This window comes from Spiractinospora alimapuensis, assembly GCF_018437505.1.
GTDB classification, from domain to species: domain Bacteria; phylum Actinomycetota; class Actinomycetes; order Streptosporangiales; family Streptosporangiaceae; genus Spiractinospora; species Spiractinospora alimapuensis.
Genome location: NZ_CP072467.1, coordinates 4482520 through 4499001, shown reverse-complemented (window position 1 = coordinate 4499001; position 16482 = coordinate 4482520). Strand labels below are relative to the sequence as shown.

Below are 16482 nucleotides of genomic sequence, written 5' to 3'. Positions count from 1 at the left end.
ACCATGCAGGTGATGATCGTCGCGTGGGACCTCAGTCATTCCGCGGAGTCCCCGGAGAGTCTCCGAGAGTACCTCCGGGAGCACGCGATCGCGGCGTTCTCGGAGCTGGAGGGCCTGCGTCTCAAGGCGTGGTTCTCCGACGCGGAGCGTCAGATGTGGGGCGCGGTGTATCTCTGGGACGGACCGGAGTACGTCGACGGATGCTTCAGTGTGAGCCGTTCGATCGAGAGGATCGGCTACCCGCCGACGTCGGTTTACATGTTCGATCTCGAGGCGGTCACCGAGGGGAAGAGTGTCAACGAGACCCTTTCTGGTCTCGGCCTCGCGCTGAACGGGTGACGTCTCCCCGGGTGTGGTGGAGCGCCATCGCACCCGGGGAGGCGTGTCCTCACGGTCTCTCGGTCAGGTCGACTCGCGCGTGCTGAGCGTTCGCAGGAGGGCGGACCGGATCGTCGGGCGTGTTCCGAAGGCGAGGAGGAACGTCGCCTCCCGGACCAACCGCTGGGCGTGCGCGTCGGTGAGCAGGGAACGGCCACCAACGTAGGTCGTGAGCGCGGCGGCGGTGCGCATCGCGAGCTCAGAGGTGGCCGCGCGCGCCGTCGGGACGTGTTCGGGGGTCGTGGAGAGCAGCCGGTCCCGGGTCCGAGAGAGTTGGGCGGAGAGCGCCTGTCCGTCCTCTCCCATGAGGGTGATCGCCCGACCGGCGACACCGAGGGCGAGGTTCCCGTTGAACCGCACCGTCTCCGCGTCGCCTCGTAGGTAGGTCTCTCGCGGGGTGATCGACGCGACCCGCTCCCGCGGCAGGAAGTACCGGGAGAAGCGCAACGTGACCGTGCGGCCGGCGTTCGTGGCCACGAGCCGCGCGGGTGGTCCCGCCTGGAGGCACTCGCTCTCCTCGGCGTCGACAAGCGCCATGACGAGGGCGTCGTTGGCGTCGCGTGCGGCGACGTAGAGGGTGTCGATCATTCCCCAACCGGTCACCCAGGGGGCGACGCCGTCGAGGTACCATCCCCCACTCGCTGGCTCAGCCCGCAACTGGGGTAGACCGGGTCGGACCGCGGCGGTGACCGCGACGCCCGCGCGACGCTCTCCCGTGAGCAGGGATTCGAGGTAGGTGTCGCGCAGGGCGTGGTTCTGGGTGTTCGCGGCGGCCGTGACGGCCCCGTGGTGCTGCAGCCAGACGAAAGTGGTCGTCAGACATCCCCCGGCGAGCGTCTCCACGGCGCGACAGACGGACGCGAAGTCCGGGAGGTCCAGGGTGTTCAGGCCGTCCGGTGCGGCGAATCCGTAGAACCCGATCTCCGCGATCCGCTGGAAGTGTCCCTCCGGGACCCGTTCGGCGGTGTCGACCTCCAATGCCGCCGGAAAGAGCACCTGCTCGGCCACTGCCGCGGCCGCGTCCAGCGACCGTGAACCCCCGGCCGGACCATCGGTTTCGGCCACGAACACCTCCTTGACTCGCTGACTCACACCGCCGGTCGCCGCCGACGTCGGGCTCCCCGTCCGGGGCGTCCCACCGAGAGTCTTCATTCCCGGCTCGGCGGCGGACATCCCGGAGCGGGCGGGGCGAGTGCCGGGTCGTCGACCGGGCGTGCCGTACACGCCCCACCGTCACTCCGGGGACTCGGCTTCGTCCTCGGTGGGGCGGAGGTGGTCGATAACCTCCGGAGGCGTGGGGTAGGGGTGTTCCTCGGGCAACAGGTCACCGGCCGTGTCCAGGTTTCCCGCGCGGACGTGGGTGTGGATCTCGTGTGCGAGGGGTGTGATGTTGGTGATCGTGACGATCCACTCGTCGGCGTAGCGTCGGGTGGCCACGCCGGACAGCCCCACCTGGAGGGATCGGTGGTCGAGCGGCTGGAGACGCAGGTCGCGCTCCGGGTCCCACTGGACACGGGCGGAGGACTCGCGGAGCTGACGTTTCCAGTCGTCGTTGTCGGTGTGCACGGCCGGGGTGTAGTGGGACAGGCACGCGTCGCGTAGTGCCCACTCAAAGCCGGCGCGGGTGATCTCGACCGCCAGGACGGTCTCTTGGTCGTGCTTCCGACCCCACCCGCAGCGGTACATCATCCACAGGAACGAGGGCTTGATCCAGGTCATCCGGTCCCGCTTCCATTCCGGCGGGAACCGGCCGTCCCGGGCGGCGGGGACACCGATCGTTGGCGCGTAGGCCTGGTACACCGTCACCGTGTCATCGGTGTACGCGGCGCGGATCTGGCGGTAAGAGGGTGGCATAGAGGCGACTGTGCACCTTCTCCCCGCACGAGGCCAGTCAATTTCCGCGCTGGGGTCGGTTCGTCGCCCGTGCGGCGGCGATGTCGGGCTGGTGCAGAACGGCCCAGTCCGCGAGGGCGGACAGTGGCTCGAGGAGGGAGCGGCCGAGCGGGGTCAGGCTGTACTCGACGCTCGGTGGAACGGTGGGGAACACCTCGCGGTGGACGAGTCCGTCGGACTCCAAGGCCCGGAGGGTGCGCGTCAGCATGCGTTGGCTGATGGTCTCGATCTCGCGTTGGAGCTCGTTGTAGCGGTAGGTGCGTCGCCCCAGGAGTACGACGACCAGGATGGACCACTTGTCCCCTACCCGACGCAGGATGTCGGTGACGGGGCACCGCTCGAACTCGTCGCTGGGTATCGGACTCGGCAGCGACGCGCTGACCATCGAGGGCACATGAGTGTGCGTATCGGACAAGAAACTGCCTCCTTCCGCTGAACAGCGCTGTCACCCATGATCGTAGTGCGCACTGACGGTAACCACCGAGGAGAAGCATGTCCGACCCCACCCAACCCAACCGCCAGCGTCCGGACCGCCAACGTGTGGTGGTGATCAGCGGCGGCACCGACGGTATGGGGCGCGAACTGGCCATGGAACGCCTGGCACGTGGCGACCGGGCCGTGGTCCTCGGCAGCAACGCCGAAAAGGGACGGCGGCTACTCGCGGACGCCGCGGCGGCGGGCGCGGGTGACCGGATGGAGTTCATCGCCGTGGACCTCTCCAGCGTGAGCGCCACGCGTGCCGCGATCGACCAAGTCACCGAACGCCACCCGACCGTGGACGCGCTTGGCCTGTTCGCCAACAGGCAGGCGCCGAAGCGCATTGTGACCGAGGAGGGCCTGGAGCGGACCTTCGCCCTGTACTACCTCAGCCGGTACCTGCTGGGTCACGGACTCGCCGCGGCGCTGCGCCAGAGCGAGACCCCGGTGATCATCAATGTGGCGGGAACCGGAGCGACCGCGGGCGAGATCCACTGGGACGACCTTCAGTTGGAACGCCGCTACAGCACGATCACCGCCCAGCTCCAGGCCGGCAGGGCCAACGACCTCCTGGGGGTGGCCTACGCCGCCCAGGCGGAGAACCCCGCCCGCTACGTGCTTTACCACCCGGGCTTCACACGCAGCGGTGACCTCAGCCCGCTCCCGGCTCCGGTGCGGCTGCTGCTACGGGTGGCGGCTCGGCTGGCGGCACGGCCCGTGAAGGCGTCTGTGGCGCCCATCCACGACTTCATCGAGCGCCCGCCCTCGGAGCCCCTGTCCGCGATCGATCGCGGGAAGTCACTTCCCCTCGATCTCAAAACCCTGGACCCGGCGAACGCGGAGCGCCTCGCCGAGGTCACCGAGGCACTGCTGCGGCGGACTCCTCTGAGCTGAACAACACGGTCACTCGCCTGGTTCGGCCAGTTCCACGTACACACCGCTGGCGCGGATCTCGCCGGCGGTGTGGGGGGAGAACCCCGCGTCGGTGATGATGTGGTCGAACTGGTCGAGTGAGGCGACCTTCAGGGTGCCGAACGATCCATACTTCGCCGCTCCGGCGACCAGGACCGAGGTGACGGCGGCCCGCATCGCGGCGCGCTTGAGGACGACCTTCGGTTCGGACGGAGTGGTGGACCCACGCTTGAGGTCCCAGGAGCTGGTGGAGACGAACGCCAGGTCCAGGTTGAACTCGCCCATCGTTCGCGCGGCGATGTCGCCGACCACCGACCGGTTCTTGCGGTCCACTCGGCCACCGATGTGGAACAGGTCGATACTGGGGTGGTCGATGAGACGGGCCGCCGTAGTGAGGTCGTTGGTAACGACGGTCAGATCCCGGATGTCCCAGATGTGCGGCACCATGTGACCGATTGTTGTGCCCGCGTCCAGGTAGATCATCTGCCCGCTCTGCACGAGAGCCGCGGCCGCCTTGGCCATGGCCTGCTTCTCCGCGACGTCCGTGACGGATTTGTCCAGGTAGGATGGCTCTGTCTCGATCTGACGGGCGAGTTTCACCCCGCCGGGCACCGAGTACACCCGGCCGTCGCGCTCCAGCACGGAGATGTCCCGGCGCACGGTCATGTGCGAGACGGACAGGACGTCACACAGCTCGCGCACACTCAGGACTCCTGCGCTGCGCAGCTCCTTGACCAGCCGTTCTCGTCGTTGGTCCGGAATCATCGGGTGTTGTTCCCTCCGCGGGTCGGGCGCGCTCGTCGAACACCGTACCGACCCACTGTATAGAAAATTCACACCCACGTGCCCCACGGATCGTGATTTCCGCAGGCCAGGGGACCTTGTGTTAACCAGACGTTCTCACGTGTGACAACTATTGACGCACAAGTTAAGTAAATGTAGCGTCAGCCCGTGCGTTGGTTCTCGACGCACGGGCGAACCGACCGTCAGCTCGACCGCTGCGCCGTGTCGCTCCCCGTTCGCCGGGCGTTCGCCCGCACCGAGGGGAGACGGGCCCCAGCCGGTGTCGGTGACGACGTCCGCCCCAGGTCCATCAAGCAACGGAGCGTTGATGCGAGCAGTGAGATTCGAGCCCAATGGCTCCGCCCACGTCGTGGACATTCCGCATCCCCTGCCCTCCGAGGGCGACGTGGTGATCCGGGTGACGTCGACGAGCGTTTGCGGATCCGACCTGGCCGCGCTGCGTGGCACCCACCCCTTCCGGATTCCGCCGCTCATCTCCGGCCACGAGGCCGGCGGCGTCGTGGACGCGATCGGCCCGGGCGTGACCAAGGTGGCCGTCGGGGACAGGGTCGTCGTCGAGCCGCAGCGGCCATGCTGGGAGTGCGCGCTGTGCACGGACGGCCGCTACCACCTGTGCGCGAAGAAGCAGATGCTCGGAATCGCCGAATGGGACGGTTCGTTCGCGGACTACGTCGCGGTGCCCGAACACACGCTCCTGCACGCCCCGTCGGAGATCCCGGACCACGCGCTCGCGTTGGCCGAGCCGCTCGCCGTGGCCTGTCACGCCGTGCGTCAGGTCCGCGGCGACATCCGCGGCGGGCGGCACCTGGTTCTGGGCGGCGGCGCCATCGGCGGTCTGATCGCGCACGTGCTGGCGCAGGCCGACCCCGCGGCGCTGGTGGTCAGCGAACCCCGCGAGTCCAACCACGACATGCTCCGTGCCATGGGCGCCACCGACGTCCGATCGTCCCTGGACGGGCTGGTCGAGGAGGCCGGCCGGTTCGACACGGTGTTCATCGCCGCGGGTGTTCCCGCACTGGCCAAGGAAGCGTTCCGGCACGTCGAGTCCGGCGGATCGATCATCCAGGTCGCCGTGTTCAACGTCGACGTTCCGATTCCCGCGGGTGAGCTGCAGGTCCGGGAGATCGCGTTCAACGGCACCGCCATGTACTCGCGCGTGGACTTCGAGCAGGCGCTGGAGCTGCTGGCCGCTGACGCCGACACCCCGCAGCGGATCGTGTCGCGGCGCGTCGACCTGGAGGAGGGCGCCGAGATCATCACCGACATGGTCGCCAATGGTCCCGGCGACATCATCAAGCTCTTGATGGAACCGCGATGAAGACCCTCGACCGCGTGTGTGGCGCCATCGAGCGCGTGTTCACAGCGATGGCCATCATCGCGCTGGCCACCATCAGCGCGTCCCTGATCATCCAGGTCATCCTTCGCTACTTCTTCAACCACCCGAGCGTGTGGTCGGAGGAGCTCGCCACCCTCTGCTTCGTGTGGCTGGTCATGACCTCCATCCCGGTGGCACTGCGCCGGCACGAGCACATCGCGTTGGAGTTCCTGCTCCTGCGTCTACCGGCCGCCGTCCGCGCCATCATGAACCGGGTCGTCACACTGCTGGTGCTGGCGACGTTCGCCATCATCGGTTCCCTGTCGCTCGTGCTTCTCCCGATCGCCTCGCGCCAGGAGATGACGGGGCTGAGTCTCGCGGTCGGATTCGACGTCTCGTTGACCGCCATGTACGTGGCGGCGCCCATCGGTTGCGCCTGCGCGGTGCTCTTCTGCGTGGAGAACCTGATCACCGGGCGCTGGAAGAACGAGAACGAGCTCACGGCCGAGCCGTCCGTGTCGGGAGGTTCCGCCTGATGCCCGCCATCCTCGGAGGAGGGCTCGCCGCCCTTCTCGTTATCGGTCTCCCGATCGGTGTCGCGATCGCGCTCTGCTCGATGGCCGGTCTGTACTTCTTCACCGACGTGCCGCTGACCATGGCCGCACAGCAGATGATCTCCGGCATGCGTTCGTTCCCGCTGCTGGCGATCCCGCTGTTCGTCCTGGCCGGCAGCATCATGAACGCCGGCGGTATCACCCGCAGGCTCATCGACTTCGCCACCGCGCTGGTGGGCCAGATGCGCGGTGGTCTGGCCGCCGTGAACATCGTGACGAACATGATCTTCGGTGGTGTCTCCGGTTCGGCCGTGGCGGACGCGTCCTCCGTGGGCCGGCTGATGATCCCGCAGATGCTGCGGCGCAAGTACACGCCCGGGTTCTCCGCCTCCGTGACCGCGATCGGGTCCACGGTCGCGTTGATCCTGCCGCCCAGCATCACCCTGATCATCTACGGTGTGACGGCCCAGGCGTCGATCGCCGACCTGTTCTTCCAGGGCATCTTCTTCGGCCTCGGCTTCGGTCTCGTCTACATCATCACCGGCTACGTCATCGCCCGGGTGAAGAAGCTGCCGGCCGAAGAGCGGGTGAGCACCGGCGTGATGTTCCGGTCCTTCCGGGACGCGCTGCTCGCACTCACCCTGCCCGTCATCGTGCTCGGCGGTATCCGGATCGGCGCGTTCACCGCGACCGAGGGTGGCGCCGTGGCCGTGGCCGTGGCTCTCATCCTCGGTGGGGTCGTCTACCGCGAACTCACCGTGAAGCGCATCATCAAGGCGCTGCGCGAGTCCGCCATCCTCGTCGCCACCATCATGTTGATCATCGCCACGGCGAAGATCTACTCGCTCGCCCTGGTGATGGGCGGGGTCGCGGACCAGATCGCGTCCTCGGTTCTTGGGGTCACCACCAACACCCTGCTGATCCTGCTGCTGGTCAACATCCTGCTGCTCCTGGTCGGCACGGTGGTCGAGGGCAACGCCGCGATCATCATCTTCACGCCGATCCTGCTGCCGATCGTGACGGCCGTCGGGGTCGACCCGGTGCACTTCGGTCTGATCGTGGTGGTCAACCTGGCGATTGGACTGGTCACGCCGCCGGCGGGGATCTGCATCCTCATCACCAGCAAGATCGCCGGAATCCAACTCGAGCACACGCTGCGGGACCTGGTTCCCTGGCTGAGCGTCGCGATCGCCTCGCTGATGGTCGTGACCTACGGGCCGCTGCTCGTGGGGATGTACTGACGATGCGCGGCACCGGCAGTATCCCAACCGTTCCGCCCACGTCCGGAGCCCAACCGAGGAGAACCCGCATGCGTTCCTCTGCCATCCTCGCGACGCTCTCAGCGGTCGCGCTCACGGTCTCCCTGGCCGCCTGCTCCGACGTGGGCGCGGCGGAGCAGGACGCTGAGCTCACACTTCGCCTCGGCCACACCTACGGCGTGGACAGCCTGCCCAACCGGGCCGCGCAGCGCCTCGCCGAGACCGTGGAGGAGGAGACCGACGGCGCCGTCACCATCGAGGTCTATCCCTCCTCCCAGTTGGGGAGCTGGGAGGAGATGCAGGAAGGCCTCGAACTCGGCGGCGTCGACATGGTGATCGAGTCGGTCGGTTCCCTGGAGCGCTACACCGACCTGGCCGCGATCGAGGGCATTCCCTTCCTGTACGAGAGCGACGAACAGTTCTTCTCGGTGTGGGACGGCGAGGTCGGGGCGGACATCATCGACACCCTGCACGAGGAGACGGGGTTCCTGCTTCTCGGCGACCTGTACCGGGGACCGCGGGTGCTGAACTCCGCGCGTCCCATCGAGTCGCCAGGTGACCTCGCCGGACTGAAGCTGCGGGTCCCCACCCAGCAGACCTACATCGACACCTGGCAGGCCCTGGGCGCCAGCCCGACCCCGCTGGCCCTCAACGAGGTGTTCGGCGCCATCGAGCAGGGCGCGATCGAGGCCCAGGAGAACCCGATCGACGTGGTCCGCTTCAACTCCTACTTCGAGGTCGCGCCATACGTGACCAACACCAACCACCTGTACGGCAACTTCCATTTCCAGACCTGGGGCGACACCTACGAGTCCTGGGACGAGGAGCACCGCGCGGCGATCGACCAGGCCATCGACGAGGTGTCGGCGTGGGCCCGGGAGGTCTCACTCGACGAACAGTCGGAGAACGTGGAGTTCCTCGAGGAGGAGGACGTGACCTTCTACGAGATCGACCAGGAGGAATGGCGGTCCCTCACCTCCGAGCTGATCGACGAGGCCGATCCGCAGGTCCAGGAGTGGGCCGAGCGGATCGCCGAGCACTGACCGCACCGACACACCACCAGGAGAAGGAGAACGACGTGGCTCGCCTGGGCGCTATCGCCGACGACCTCACCGGGGCAACGGACCTCGCGATCTCCCTGACCACGGCCGGATATCGAACCGCCGTGGTCGCGGGAGCCGACGACGTGCCCGACGTCGCCGACGCGGACGCCGTCGTCATCGCCCTGAAGAGCCGCAGCGAGCCGGTGGACCAGGCGGTCGCGGACTCCCTGCGGGCCCTCGACGCTCTGCGCCGGCTGGGCTGTGACCGGTACTACTTCAAGTACTGCTCCACGTTCGACTCCACCCCAGAGGGCAACATCGGGCCCGTGGCCGAGGCGCTGCTGGACAGTGTCGGTGGCCCGGGCACGATCTACTGCCCCGCGTTCCCGGCGAACCGGCGGACCGTGTACCGCGGACATCTGTTCGTCGGGGACGACCGGCTCGACGAGAGCCCCATGCGCCACCACCCGCTCAACCCCATGACCGACTCCAGCATCGTGCGGTGGCTCGACGCCCAGACCTCGGGGTCCGTCGGCCTGGTTCCCCTGGAGGTGGTGCGCCAGGGCGCCGAGGCCGTGCGGGCCGCGGTGGACACGCGGTTCGCCGCCGGTGAGCGCAACGTCGTGGTCGACGCGGTGACGGACGACGACATCACGGCGATCGCCGAGGGCACCTCACATCTACCGCTGGTGACCGGCGGCAGCGCGTTGGCTTTCGGTTTCGAGGGGCCCAGGACGAGTGCATTCACCGACGTCTCGACCGGTGGGCCACAGGGGATGGTGCTGTCCGGCAGCGCGTCCCAGGCGACCCAGGCGCAGGTGCGCCACGGGGTGGAGTCGGGTGTGGGGCTGCGCCTGGATCCCGCGGACCTCCGACGCGACCTCGACGGCGCCGTACGCGCGACAGTGGACGCGATGCGGTCCGCGGACGCGCGGCCGTTCGTCGTCTACGCCACCAAGGAACCCACCGACGTCCAGGACACCGGGGACTCCGAGGTGTTGGAGGAGGCGCTCGGCTCCGTCGCGCGCCGGCTCGTGGACGAGGAAGGGGTCCGCGCGCTCGTCGTCGCCGGAGGGGAGACGTCGGGCGCCGTGGTGGCCGCGCTGGGCGTCTCGCACTTCCTGATCGGCCCGGTGGTGGATCCGGGTGTGGCGTGGACACGCGCGGTGCGTTCCCAGGGAGAGGACGTGATGCTGCTGCTGAAGTCGGGCAACTTCGGTGGCCCCGACCTGTTCTCCCGCGCGTGGGAGACGTTCTCTTGACGGCGGCCACGGAGAACACCGAACGCAACGCAGCGGCGGCGGCACTGGTCGAGACCGGACGTTCGCTCGTCGCCCGGGGGCTGAGTCCCGGCACCTCCGGGAACGTGTCGGTGCGCGTGGGCGGGCACATTCTGATGTCGCCCACGGGAATCTCCCTCGGGGAGATCGACACGGACTCCCTGTCCCTACTCGACATGGAGGGTCGACACCTCGACGGTCTGCCGCCGTCGAAGGAGTTTCCGCTGCACGTGGTGATGTACGCGGCCCGCCCCGAGGCGCAGGCGGTGGTCCACGTCCACTCGCCGTACGCGGTGGCGGCGTCGTGCCTCACGCCCCCACCGGGCCCGTCCGCCCTCCCGCCGCTGACGCCCTACCTGGTGATGAAGGTCGGGCAGGTGCCGCTCGTGCCCTACGCGGCTCCTGGTTCGGACGAGCTGGCGACCAACCTGGAGTCGGTCCCGCAGGAGTTCAGCGCGGCCCTGCTGGCCAACCACGGCTCCATCATGTCCGGCCCCACTCTTGCCGCGGCCCTCGACGCCGGTGTGGAGGTCGAGGAGGCCGCCCGCGTCCACGTCCTGCTGCACGGACTCCCGGCCGCCTCCCTCAGCACGGCCGACGTACGCACCCTCACCACCAAGTACGGCACCACCTGGGACGTGTGACCCGATCCAGCATGGGGGGTGACCGCCGGGGGGGCGGTCACCCCCCGCCCCAACCCCACCGAACGCGGTCCGTGCCCACTCCCGGCGGCACTGACAGGCGAGGCGGTCCGTGTGGTCCCGTCTTGGACGATGGCCCAGGCAGGACCTCGGTCAATGGTCCGGCGGCTACCGACCGCGCGCGGCGGTTCGCGCCGCGTCTCCCCCCGGTTCGTCCGTGACGGGCTCACCGAGCGGGTGCCACGCGAACTCCGCGCAGCGCGGTCGTCCCACCGTGATTCACAGCAACCCTCGCTCGTGCGCCACGACCGATGCGGCGGTTCGGTCGGAGACGCCGAGTTTCGCGTAGATCCGGACGAGGTGTGTCTTGACCGTGGCCTCGCTGACGAACAGTTCCTCCGCCACCTCACGGTTGTTCGCGCCGCGGGCCACGTGGCGCAGGACCTCGACCTCGCGGTCGCTGAGCGCGCCCAACTCCCGTCCGCCCGGCGCGCGGACGTGGTTTATCAGCCGCGCCGAGACAGTGGGGGCCAGGACGCTCTCCCCGCGTGCGGCGGCGCGCAGGCCACGGAGGACCTCGTCGCGCGGAGCGTCCTTCAGGAGGTAGCCCGTCGCTCCCGCGTTGATCGCGGCGACGACGTCGCGGTCGCCGTCGTAGGTGGTGAGCACCACGACCCGAACCCGGGGCGCCTGCGTGGCGAGGCGACGGATGAGCCGCACGCCGTCCATGCCCGGCATGCGGAGGTCGCTCAGCACCACGTCGGGAGAAGCGTGTGCGACCGTGGCCAAGGCCTCGGTCCCGTCGGCCGCCTCGCCCACGACGTCGAAGTCGGGTTCTCCTCCGAGCATGCCGCGCAGTCCGTCGCGGACGACGGGATGGTCGTCCACTATGACCACCCGGATCGTGCTCTCGACGCTGGGCTCCGTCATCCTCTCGCTCCCTCGGCTGTCGGGCTGGCCGCGGCGGGCAGGGCGACGCTGACCGCGGTCCCCTTGCCCGGGGTGGACTCGATCTCCACCGTTCCGGCGAACCGGGCGATCCGGTGACGCATGGCGGTCAGCCCGAAGCCGCTGCCGTCGGACGAGGTCCCACGATCGGCGTCGGGGTCGAAGCCCACTCCGTCGTCGCGGACGTCGAGCACCACGACGTCGTCCATGAAGGTCAGGGTCACCCCCACGCGGGTCGCCGACGCGTGCCGGGCGACGTTCGCGAGGGTTTCCTGGACCGCACGCAACATCGTCTCCTCCGCTTCCGGCAGCAGCCGCACGGGATCCCCACTGATGGTGACGGTGGCCGGGATGTCCCTCCCCGTACGCCAGCGTTCGACCGCTTCCTCCACCGCGTCCGGCAGGGTCCCCTCATCCAACGGGGCGGGCCGCAGTGCCTGTACCGCCCGCCGGGACTCCGCGAGGGCCTCTCGCGCCGTCTCCCGGGCGAGGTCGACGTGGCGACGGGCGTCGTGTCCCGGTTGGAGGATCCCCCCGGCCGCCTCCAGTTGGGCGACGACTCCGGCGAGCCCCTGGGCCAGGGTGTCGTGCAGCTCCCGCGCCATCCGCGCCCGTTCGGCCAGTTTCCCCGCTTCCCGCGCCCGACCCAGGAGCTGGTCCTGGAGACCCGCGTTGTGGTCGGCGAGTTCGGCGAGTCGCGCGTGTGTCTCGGAGAGTTCCTCGAAGGCCCGCCGGCGTTGGGTGGACTCCGACTCCATCGCCCGGATCGCCGCCCCCACCGCGCAGATCAGACCGGTGCTGACGAGGAGGAAGGGGAGGGCGTCGATCGACGCCGGCCAGTCCGCGACCAGCGCACGCACGTCGCTGGCGACCACGACCGCCGCGATGACCCCCAGGTAGGCCCAGCCGCCGGGCAGCGTTACGAAGGCGGTCGGCAGGGCACTGAACATGAGGACGACGTAGACGGGATCCAACTCCTGCAGCACGCCGCCCACGCCCAGCAGGACGACGAAGTACACGATCATCGGGATCGGCCTGCGCTCCGCCCACTGTGGGTGCTGGATGACCATCCACCAGTGCCATCCGGCGAGCAGGGAGGCGAGCCCCAGGACGGTCAACCTGTCGGCGACGGTCTCCCCCGGGCGGACGAAGGCGATCACCGTGGACAGCGTCAGTCCGGCGAAGACGGCGAGGCGCCACAGTCGGTCCCACACGGCGACCCAACCCCTCGCGACGTGTTCCGCCATGCCTCCCCCTGTCGGAGCGTGTTCGCGGTCGGTACCAGTATGTCCGTCGACGTCCCGCTGCCCCGACGGCACGACAGATGCTCGTTCAACCGATCGGATGACACCGGCCCCGTGCTGGTCGCCGAACGTCACGGCCCCGGGTTCACACGAACCTCCTGGGCAGCACGGTGTCCGGGTCCTTCACGGCGCCCCCACCCCGCCGTGAAGGCCCCGGGTACTCCCCTTTTCAGTCGGCCCCGCGATTCAACAGGTTGAATCGCGATTCATCTGGCGGGACGATACCGCCGCCGGGTGAGCGGCCCGAGGCTGCCGGTATGGATGCGAACTCCTCGGGCGGGCTCCACACCTCCGCCCCACCACTCACGATCACGCAGGGCCGGGCGCTCGCCCCGGACCTCGCCCGCGGCGTGGCCCTGCTGGGCATCGCGCTGGCGAACTCGGTCCTCTACATCGGCGCCGAGGCGTACGGCGCGCGATCCCGACCACTCGACGGAACGCCGCTGGACCGCACGGTCGACCTACTGCTCGTCACCTTGGTCGACGCCCGGTGGCTCCCCCTGTTCGCCGCCCTGTTCGGCTACGGGGCCGTGCAGTTGGCGCGGCGGCTGGCGTCCACGGGGCGCGAGCCGGCGGAGGTCCGGCGGGCGCAGCGCCGGCGGTACACCTGGGTGGCCGTCTTCGGCGCGGCTCACGTGATCCTGTTGTTCGGTGGCGACATCCTCGCGATCTACGGGATCCTGGGCCTCTCGCTGTTGTTCCTGATGCGGGCGAGCGATCGGGTGCTGCTCGTCTTGGCGGCCGTCGCGGCGGCGCTCGGGGCTCTTCTGGGCTCAGCGGTCGGGTGGCCGCCGCTGGGGTCGAGTGTCCGGATGAGCGTCCCATCGCTCCTGGTCGCCGACCCGTGGGAAGCGCTGGTGCTTCGCGTGACCATGTGGCCGGTGGACTTCCTCGTCCTCGCGTTGTCGGCCTCGCCCCGATGCTCCTCGGCGTCTGGGCTGCCAGACGCCGTCTGCTGGAGGAACCGTCCAGACACCGAAACCTGTTGCGCCGAACGGCAGTGGTCGGAATCTTCCTAGGCGTCGTCGGTGGACTGCCCATGGGTCTCATCAGCGCCGAATTGTGGAGCGCTGGATTCGCCGTGATGGCGTTGGCCTCAGTGGTGCACGTACTCACGGGGTTCGCCGGCGCGCTGGGCGCCGGCGCCACCTTCGCCCTGGTGGCCGCGCGGCTCGGCGACGGACACGGCCCGATCACCCGCGCGCTGACGGCGACGGGACGTCGATCCCTGTCCTGCTATCTCGCCCAGTCCGTGATCCTGGTCGTTCTCTTCGCCCCGTACGGGGGTGGTCTTGGCTCGGAGATCGGGAGTGCGGGCATGGCCGCGGCCGCGGTCGCGGTCTGGGGCGCCACCGTGGCCCTGGCACGCCTCGCCGACGCCGTTGACCGCGCCGGCCCCGCCGAGGTATTGCTCCGCCGACTCTCTCGCCCCCGCTGAACGTGGCGCCGTGGGACAGCGCGATCAACTGGAGGTGGGGTGGTCCTTGGTCGGGGTCCGTCCCGCCTGTCCGGGCATGGCGGGAAGCCCACGCAGGAGAAGTCGTTGGTTGGCGGAACTCCGGGTGCGCAGCACGTCGGAGTCGAACACGGGTCGCGGCAGTGCCTCGCCCAGCACGGGTTCCAGCAGCATGGGTCCGAGGATCAGGAACAGCACCTGGAAGGGGGCCCAGTAGCGATCCGGGTCGCCTTCCAGGCCCGTCTCGACCCGCTGTCCGCCGTCCGACCGGATGAGCGCGAGACTTCGTCGCGTCCCCTCGAGCAGCCGGAGGAACAGCTCGCCACTGGCGGGGCTCCCCTCGATCAGCGACCGACGAAGGTAGTTGCGGCGCAGCTCGTCCGCCCCGAACAGTTGTGCGCTGGCCTGTGCGAACACGGCCAGCGCATCGTCCTCGGTGTTCGGCGCGTCGAACCGCGACACGACGGTGTCGAAGGCGTCGAGGACGTCGTCGTCCACGGCGCGGCGCAGCCCCTCCTTGGAACCGAAGTGGTGGCGCAGCAGGGCGTGGGAGACGCCGGCCTCGGTCGCGATGGCGCGGGTCGTCGTGCCCGCGAACCCCCGCTCGGCGAACAGCCGCAGCGCCGCGAGCCGCAGTCGGGCGCGTGCCGTCAGGTCGGATGCCGTCGGCTCACTCATATCCAGAAACCTACCGGCGACGCCCCGCCGGTAGGTTTCCTCAGACGAGCTCCCGCAGGAAGGGGGTTCTGCGCACGCCCCATGCCACCGCGAAGCTGACAGCGGTGCCGATGACGGCCACCAGCGCGAAGGCGGTCAGCGGCGGAACGTCGATGGCCGCCATGCCGTACTGGAGCGCTACCACGACGGGTACGTGCAGCACGTACACGGTGAACGTGACGGGCGCCAGGGCCGCGACCAGACGACTGGGTCGGTTCACCCACTCGCGGAAGGCCACGAGGAGCCCGATGATCCAGGCCGTGCCCATCAGTGTCTCGACGACCGACCAGAGCAGGGATCCCGTGTTCCAACCGCCCATCGCGTAGAGCCGGTCGAGCTCGGGGCCCATGAGGAAGTGAACGGCGGTCAGGCCGACCGCGACGCCCAACCAGATGAGTCCGGCGCGCCTGGAGAACGTGGACAGCCAGTCGTACCTGTACACCAGGAGCCCGACGACGAAGAACGCCGCGTACTGGGCGAGGTCGGCGGGCTCGGCCTGGATGAACTCAGCGACTGGAATCCACTGGTCGACCGGGTACCACCCACGCAGAACGAACGTCGCCACGGCGACGACCAGGACGAAGACCAGGACGGCGACGGTACCGGGGGCGCCGACGCTTCTCCGGGCCGGCGGCGCCGACGTGTCGCGGCGCGAGGCCACCAGCCCAGCGATCCCACGCCAGGCCGCGTAGAACAGCGCGTAGACGAGCAGGTGCTGGATGAACCACAGGTGCCCGAACTGGCGGTCGGGCCACGTCGGCCCGCTCCAGTTCGCCGGCTCCTCGCCGAGGCCGAGATAGATGTCGAGGTAGTACGTACCGAAGCCGATCGGCGGGTAGTCGCGGAAGTTCACGTAGTAGAAGAAGGTGAGCACCGGGATGATCACGAGGAACCCGACCAGGATCGGCGGACCGAACTGGCGGAACCGGTCCAGCAGGTAGCGTCCCCCACCCTTCCGGTCGTAGGACGGTGGCAGGAGATACGCCGCGATGAGGAAGAAGAGGCTCATCGAGAAGGATCCGTTGACCACGGACACCACCGAGAGGGCCTCGACTCTGTCCGTCCCCTCGACGTACCACCAGTCCGCCGGACCGTAGGCCTGGATGGCGTGGTGAACGACCACCAGGAGGATCAACAGCAGCTTGAGACTGTCCAGGTAGTGGAGGCGCCGCGGACGATCGTCGGACGGCTTGGGTGCACCCACATCAGGTGACTGTCCGGTTGGATAGTTAACTTTCCGCATGGACAGCGAGTGTAGTGACAACTCCTTCACGGAGCGCACACTTCGCCGGGTTTCTCCGGGGCGACTCAGGGTCGAACCAGGGGAACCCGGACCTCGTCCCGCCCCGTCCACGCTGGGGGCACGGGTTCCGCGCGTCGCACTCCTCCAGCTCTGGGATCCACACCTGATGCCGGGATCGCCACCCGAGGAACCGTCGCGCTCCACGGCGGGGGCCGAGCGCGGGGGCTCACCTCGTTGGTTCGGTGGCGCGAGCGAAGG

At 69.1% G+C, this 16482-nt stretch carries 18 protein-coding genes; 10 read left to right on the top strand and 8 right to left on the bottom strand.

Annotation, left to right across the window (positions count from 1 at the left end):
• Positions 1–3 precede the first annotated feature (3 nt).
• Positions 4–339, top strand: coding sequence for a hypothetical protein (locus J4H86_RS21040; protein WP_236539657.1), 336 nt, complete (start codon positions 4–6; stop codon positions 337–339).
• Positions 340–402: 63 nt separating this feature from the next.
• Here the strand turns inward: J4H86_RS21040 and J4H86_RS21035 are convergent, their stop codons facing one another.
• From J4H86_RS21035 to J4H86_RS21025, 3 genes are all read right to left on the bottom strand, one after another.
• Positions 403–1443, bottom strand: a complete 1041-nt coding sequence (locus J4H86_RS21035; RefSeq protein ID WP_236539656.1) for an acyl-CoA dehydrogenase family protein — start codon at positions 1441–1443, stop codon at positions 403–405.
• A 168-nt stretch (positions 1444–1611) separates the two neighbouring features.
• A complete protein-coding gene (locus J4H86_RS21030; protein ID WP_236539655.1) occupies positions 1612–2232 on the bottom strand; it encodes a DUF4291 domain-containing protein in 621 nt (206 codons plus the stop codon).
• A gap of 37 nt (positions 2233–2269) precedes the next feature.
• Complete coding sequence (locus tag J4H86_RS21025; protein ID WP_236544119.1) at positions 2270–2656, bottom strand: winged helix-turn-helix transcriptional regulator; 387 nt, start codon at positions 2654–2656, stop codon at positions 2270–2272.
• 107 nt (positions 2657–2763) lie between these two features.
• Between J4H86_RS21025 and J4H86_RS21020 the strand changes: the two genes are divergently transcribed.
• On the top strand, positions 2764–3642 hold the full coding sequence (locus tag J4H86_RS21020; RefSeq protein WP_236539654.1) for an SDR family NAD(P)-dependent oxidoreductase: 879 nt from the start codon (positions 2764–2766) through the stop codon (positions 3640–3642).
• A 9-nt stretch (positions 3643–3651) separates the two neighbouring features.
• On the opposite strand, the gene J4H86_RS21015 is transcribed toward J4H86_RS21020, so the two are convergent.
• A complete protein-coding gene (locus J4H86_RS21015) occupies positions 3652–4425 on the bottom strand; it encodes a DeoR/GlpR family DNA-binding transcription regulator (protein ID WP_236539653.1) in 774 nt (257 codons plus the stop codon).
• 346 nt (positions 4426–4771) lie between these two features.
• Here J4H86_RS21015 and J4H86_RS21010 point away from each other — a divergent pair, with 346 nt between their 5' ends.
• The 6 genes from J4H86_RS21010 (at position 4772) to J4H86_RS20985 (ending at position 10559) form a co-directional block, all read left to right on the top strand.
• Positions 4772–5782, top strand: coding sequence for a zinc-dependent alcohol dehydrogenase (locus tag J4H86_RS21010; RefSeq protein WP_236539650.1), 1011 nt, complete (start codon positions 4772–4774; stop codon positions 5780–5782).
• Positions 5779–6315: a TRAP transporter small permease gene (locus J4H86_RS21005; RefSeq protein ID WP_236539649.1), complete on the top strand. Its 537-nt coding sequence runs from the start codon at positions 5779–5781 to the stop codon at positions 6313–6315. Before J4H86_RS21010 ends, J4H86_RS21005 begins: the two co-directional genes overlap by 4 nt.
• Entirely contained in the window at positions 6315–7574 is a 1260-nt protein-coding gene (locus J4H86_RS21000; protein ID WP_236539648.1) for a TRAP transporter large permease, read from the top strand. The genes J4H86_RS21005 and J4H86_RS21000 overlap by 1 nt, the downstream gene beginning before the upstream one ends.
• A gap of 68 nt (positions 7575–7642) precedes the next feature.
• On the top strand, positions 7643–8635 hold the full coding sequence (locus J4H86_RS20995; RefSeq protein WP_236539646.1) for a TRAP transporter substrate-binding protein: 993 nt from the start codon (positions 7643–7645) through the stop codon (positions 8633–8635).
• Between the two features lie 35 nt (positions 8636–8670).
• On the top strand, positions 8671–9897 hold the full coding sequence (gene otnK / locus J4H86_RS20990) for a 3-oxo-tetronate kinase (protein WP_236539644.1): 1227 nt from the start codon (positions 8671–8673) through the stop codon (positions 9895–9897).
• A complete protein-coding gene (locus J4H86_RS20985; protein WP_236539642.1) occupies positions 9879–10559 on the top strand; it encodes a class II aldolase/adducin family protein in 681 nt (226 codons plus the stop codon). Before otnK ends, J4H86_RS20985 begins: the two co-directional genes overlap by 19 nt.
• A gap of 276 nt (positions 10560–10835) precedes the next feature.
• On the opposite strand, the gene J4H86_RS20980 is transcribed toward J4H86_RS20985, so the two are convergent.
• Positions 10836–11486 carry a response regulator gene (locus tag J4H86_RS20980; protein WP_236539641.1) on the bottom strand — a complete coding sequence of 217 codons (651 nt, stop codon included), beginning with the start codon at positions 11484–11486 and terminating at the stop codon, positions 10836–10838.
• Entirely contained in the window at positions 11483–12751 is a 1269-nt protein-coding gene (locus J4H86_RS20975; RefSeq protein ID WP_236539640.1) for a sensor histidine kinase, read from the bottom strand. Before J4H86_RS20975 ends, J4H86_RS20980 begins: the two co-directional genes overlap by 4 nt.
• Positions 12752–13065: 314 nt before the next feature.
• Between J4H86_RS20975 and J4H86_RS20970 the strand changes: the two genes are divergently transcribed.
• Together J4H86_RS20970 and J4H86_RS20965 are read left to right on the top strand one after the other, a co-directional pair.
• Entirely contained in the window at positions 13066–13827 is a 762-nt protein-coding gene (locus J4H86_RS20970) for a DUF418 domain-containing protein (protein WP_236539639.1), read from the top strand.
• Positions 13728–14246, top strand: coding sequence for a DUF418 domain-containing protein (locus J4H86_RS20965; RefSeq protein WP_236539638.1), 519 nt, complete (start codon positions 13728–13730; stop codon positions 14244–14246). The genes J4H86_RS20970 and J4H86_RS20965 overlap by 100 nt, the downstream gene beginning before the upstream one ends.
• Before the next feature lie 24 nt (positions 14247–14270).
• On the opposite strand, the gene J4H86_RS27505 is transcribed toward J4H86_RS20965, so the two are convergent.
• Positions 14271–14942, bottom strand: coding sequence for a TetR/AcrR family transcriptional regulator (locus tag J4H86_RS27505; protein ID WP_330932440.1), 672 nt, complete (start codon positions 14940–14942; stop codon positions 14271–14273).
• Between the two features lie 40 nt (positions 14943–14982).
• Positions 14983–16185 carry an acyltransferase family protein gene (locus J4H86_RS20955; protein ID WP_236539637.1) on the bottom strand — a complete coding sequence of 401 codons (1203 nt, stop codon included), beginning with the start codon at positions 16183–16185 and terminating at the stop codon, positions 14983–14985.
• Positions 16186–16482 lie beyond the last annotated feature (297 nt).

Bases quoted from the DNA above. Each gene is read 5' to 3' on its own strand.
- J4H86_RS21040 (WP_236539657.1), top strand. From the start codon at position 4: ATGCAGGTGATGATCGTCGCGTGGGACCTCAGTCATTCCGCGGAGTCC.
- J4H86_RS21030 (WP_236539655.1), bottom strand. From the start codon at position 2,232: ATGCCACCCTCTTACCGCCAGATCCGCGCCGCGTACACCGATGACACG.
- J4H86_RS21025 (WP_236544119.1), bottom strand. From the start codon at position 2,656: ATGGTCAGCGCGTCGCTGCCGAGTCCGATACCCAGCGACGAGTTCGAG.
- J4H86_RS21020 (WP_236539654.1), top strand. From the start codon at position 2,764: ATGTCCGACCCCACCCAACCCAACCGCCAGCGTCCGGACCGCCAACGT.
- J4H86_RS21015 (WP_236539653.1), bottom strand. From the start codon at position 4,425: ATGATTCCGGACCAACGACGAGAACGGCTGGTCAAGGAGCTGCGCAGC.
- J4H86_RS21010 (WP_236539650.1), top strand. From the start codon at position 4,772: ATGCGAGCAGTGAGATTCGAGCCCAATGGCTCCGCCCACGTCGTGGAC.
- J4H86_RS21005 (WP_236539649.1), top strand. From the start codon at position 5,779: ATGAAGACCCTCGACCGCGTGTGTGGCGCCATCGAGCGCGTGTTCACA.
- J4H86_RS21000 (WP_236539648.1), top strand. From the start codon at position 6,315: ATGCCCGCCATCCTCGGAGGAGGGCTCGCCGCCCTTCTCGTTATCGGT.
- J4H86_RS20995 (WP_236539646.1), top strand. From the start codon at position 7,643: ATGCGTTCCTCTGCCATCCTCGCGACGCTCTCAGCGGTCGCGCTCACG.
- J4H86_RS20980 (WP_236539641.1), bottom strand. From the start codon at position 11,486: ATGACGGAGCCCAGCGTCGAGAGCACGATCCGGGTGGTCATAGTGGAC.
- J4H86_RS20975 (WP_236539640.1), bottom strand. From the start codon at position 12,751: ATGGCGGAACACGTCGCGAGGGGTTGGGTCGCCGTGTGGGACCGACTG.
- J4H86_RS20970 (WP_236539639.1), top strand. From the start codon at position 13,066: ATGGATGCGAACTCCTCGGGCGGGCTCCACACCTCCGCCCCACCACTC.
- J4H86_RS20965 (WP_236539638.1), top strand. From the start codon at position 13,728: ATGCTCCTCGGCGTCTGGGCTGCCAGACGCCGTCTGCTGGAGGAACCG.
- J4H86_RS27505 (WP_330932440.1), bottom strand. From the start codon at position 14,942: ATGAGTGAGCCGACGGCATCCGACCTGACGGCACGCGCCCGACTGCGG.